A 2,919-nucleotide genomic window follows, 5' to 3' on the forward strand; every position below is an offset into this window, starting at 1 on the left:
CCGAGCGACAGCGCCTGGCGGAACGTCAGCCAGTGCTGGGTTGGATAGCCCCGCTGGATCACGGAGCCCCAGAGGATCAGGACATTGATCCCGGAGTATTGCCGACCTGTGCTGGCGTTGCGCGGCATGGTGAGCGGCGCCTCCGCCGCCGCCGTTCCCCAGGGCTGAATCCAGGGCAGCCGGCCGTCCTCCAGTTCGGCGATGATCTTGTCGGTGATGTCGTCATAAAGGTTCGTGCGCGGGCCGCTCTTGCGGGCAGCGCGATGCTCTCTCGCCATCGGATTGATCTCCGCGACGGGCGCCGGAGGCCTCTCCTCCAGCCCTCAACCCGTCACGGAAAACCCGCCCGCACTTTCACTCTCAGGGGGCGTTGCGGGGTCTCCCCGCTGATGGGGGTGCGTCGGCAACGCCAGTGCCGACCAGGGGGAAGGCTTTCCCCTCCCGGCTATTCACCGGGGGTTTTAAAGACTAGAACTGGATATCTCTGGACGTCGTGGGAGCAGGCTTGAAACGCTCAATCGGCGTACCCCAATTGAGTTGACGGAACGAAGTTTTGAGAGCGCTACCGCAATGGGAATTCAGCATTTATGCGCTGTCCCTCCCCAAGGGGCATGGGTTCGGAAACCGGCCCCCTGTCGGCGCATGGCTAAGCGAAGACGGTCTCTCATGCGGCATTCTCAGGCACGATCTGAACGATCGCTCCTTTGGGGTGCTGGTCATGCGGCGGCGAACCGACCGAGTCTGGACGTTGACGGCCGAGCGTGAAGGCTATGCCACTGAAAAGGAAGCCCTCGCCCAGTTGACGCCTCTCCTGAAAGACGGAGAGTCTCCGGAACCTGTTCCACCCGGCGTCATGCAGCGGCCCGCGCTTTATGATCTGGAAGGGAGGACGGCGAGCGAAGTGTTCGCAACGTTGACGCTGCCGTCCCATCACCCCGCGGCATGGACGCTCAACCAGCTCTATCTCGCGCTTCCAAAGCCAGATCGAAACTGGGCAGGTGATTGCCAGACGAATAACTTTCACACGCGGTTGTGGGAGGCGCAGTTGCTGGCGACGTTTCGCGAGCAGGGATTGCTCGTGACCCAACCATATGAGTCCCCGGATTTCCGCATCGAGAACAGGCATGGCGGTTCGGCATGGGTGGAAGCCGTGACGGCCAATCCGGCAGATCCTTACAACCATGTGAACGCGCCTCCGAGCGCCTTGCCAGCCGACCGGGAAGAGGCGTTTTTCGGCGCCGGAGCTTTGCGCTTTGCCAAAACGATCGGCAACAAGCTTGCTCGCAATTACGATCAATTGCCGCATGTAAAGGGTCAGCCCTTCGCCCTGGCGATTGCGGACTTTCAGGCACCGGCATCAATGATCTGGAGCCGGGAAGGACTGATCGGATATCTTTATGGCGAGGGCGCAGAAGAGGTTGAAATCGACGGGCGCATGCATGCGCGTCCGACGAAGGCATCCCACCTCAAGGGCAAGGCAAGATTTCCCGCCGGCCTGTTTGCCGATGCGGGCCACGCCGAGCTCTCCGCAGTAATCTTTTCGAACGCGTGTTCGATGGCCAAGCTCAACCGCGTTGCGGTATCGGGTCAGGGCGCACCGAGTGGACTGCGATACATGCGGATTGGCAACTTCTTTGACAGGACGCCGGGCGCTCTCAGGGGCATCCCTTTCTGCCTGGATGTGACCAGCGATGAATATCGCAACCTTTGGCCGATAGGGAGTGAGCCGTGGTCGGCTGAAATCGAGGTTTTTCACAATCCGTTCGCGCACCACCCCTTGCCATTTGAGCTTCTGCCGGAGGCAACACACTGGTTCGACCAAGACGGTGAGACGGTGTGTCGAAGTTTTTACGAAACCTCGATCCTTTGGTCCCAGACACTGATCCAAAACGACACGGATCCACCGCCGACCCTGGAGCAACTGATGTCGAAGGGTCCAAAGGCGTGAAAGACTTCATGCCGAATGCACCGAAGGTGCTCGCATTCGATCACCCGAGGATGTTTGCGACCCGAAGTACGCCTTATGCACGACCACCCAGGCACGGGTTCCCTACCCCTTCACATGCTGCAGACAGTCTCCCGGATCCAACGCTCCCGTCCGATTTGCGCGCCATGCTATCCGCTTCCCCGCCAACCCGCTGCGCGCCCTTCTCCCAACTATGCCATCGTGCTTCACTCCGGGATCATGAACACGGCGTTTCTCTTGATAGCAATGTATTCCGGGCGACCGATCATTCCTGCGGAGGATGTCGCCAGGGATTTTTTCGGTCTGAGTACTGACAAGTTCATCCGCAAAGTCTCGGCCGGTTCCATCGCCCTCCCCCTCGTCCGCATGGAAGCGTCGCAGAAATGCGCCAAAGGCGTCCATATCGACGATCTGGCCGAATACCTCGACAAGAGGCGGGCTGCAGCCGTCAAGGAATGCCTGCAACTGCAGGGCCTTCGGTAGGCATGTTCCCCTTTGAAACTCGCCGAAGGCGAGGCTGATACCCTTGGCGCGAAGCCACCACCCTCCTCAGCTCGCTCAATAGCACGGATTGAATTCTGTCAGAAAACTGCGTATATTTCTGACAGGAGAACGATCATGCAGCACCTTGCAGAACAGATATTGACCCATGCAGAGGGACTTCCGGAAGGAGCGCCAATTGCCGCAAAGGGCCTGCTGCACCTCGGCAGCCGTGCCGGTGTGGACCAGGCCTTGTCGCGACTTGCCGAGCGCGGCGAGCTGATCCGTGCCGGGCGCGGAGTTTACCTGCGACCGATCAAAAGCCGGTTTGGAACGCGCGCGCCGTCCGTAGAACAGGCCGTCGAGGCCCTCGCGGCGCAACGTGGCGAAGTCATCGTTCCAACCGGCGCCGCCGAAGCGAATGCACTCGGCCTGACCACGCAAGTGCCTGTTCGATCCGTGTACCTGACCTC

The 2,919-nt window shown here is 60.4% G+C and carries 4 protein-coding genes; 3 read left to right on the forward strand and 1 reads right to left on the reverse strand.

Annotation, left to right across the window (positions count from 1 at the left end; genetic code table 11):
* A partial coding sequence (locus tag C8N44_RS22850) for an ArdC-like ssDNA-binding domain-containing protein (RefSeq protein ID WP_146178913.1) occupies positions 1-278 on the reverse strand: 278 nt, incomplete at its 3' end.
* Positions 279-553: 275 nt separating this feature from the next.
* Here C8N44_RS22850 and C8N44_RS22855 point away from each other — a divergent pair.
* From C8N44_RS22855 to C8N44_RS22865, 3 genes are all read left to right on the forward strand, one after another.
* On the forward strand, positions 554-1,948 hold the full coding sequence (locus C8N44_RS22855; RefSeq protein ID WP_089851216.1) for a hypothetical protein: 1,395 nt from the start codon (positions 554-556) through the stop codon (positions 1,946-1,948).
* Between the two features lie 237 nt (positions 1,949-2,185).
* The gene (locus C8N44_RS22860; RefSeq protein WP_020043354.1) at positions 2,186-2,449 is read left to right on the forward strand and encodes a pyocin activator PrtN family protein; all 264 of its coding nucleotides are present in this window, start codon (positions 2,186-2,188) and stop codon (positions 2,447-2,449) included.
* Between the two features lie 135 nt (positions 2,450-2,584).
* A partial coding sequence (locus C8N44_RS22865; RefSeq protein WP_146178914.1) for a DUF6088 family protein occupies positions 2,585-2,919 on the forward strand: 335 nt, incomplete at its 3' end.

The organism is Allosediminivita pacifica, from assembly GCF_003054175.1.
Classification (GTDB): Bacteria; Pseudomonadota; Alphaproteobacteria; order Rhodobacterales; family Rhodobacteraceae; genus Allosediminivita; species Allosediminivita pacifica.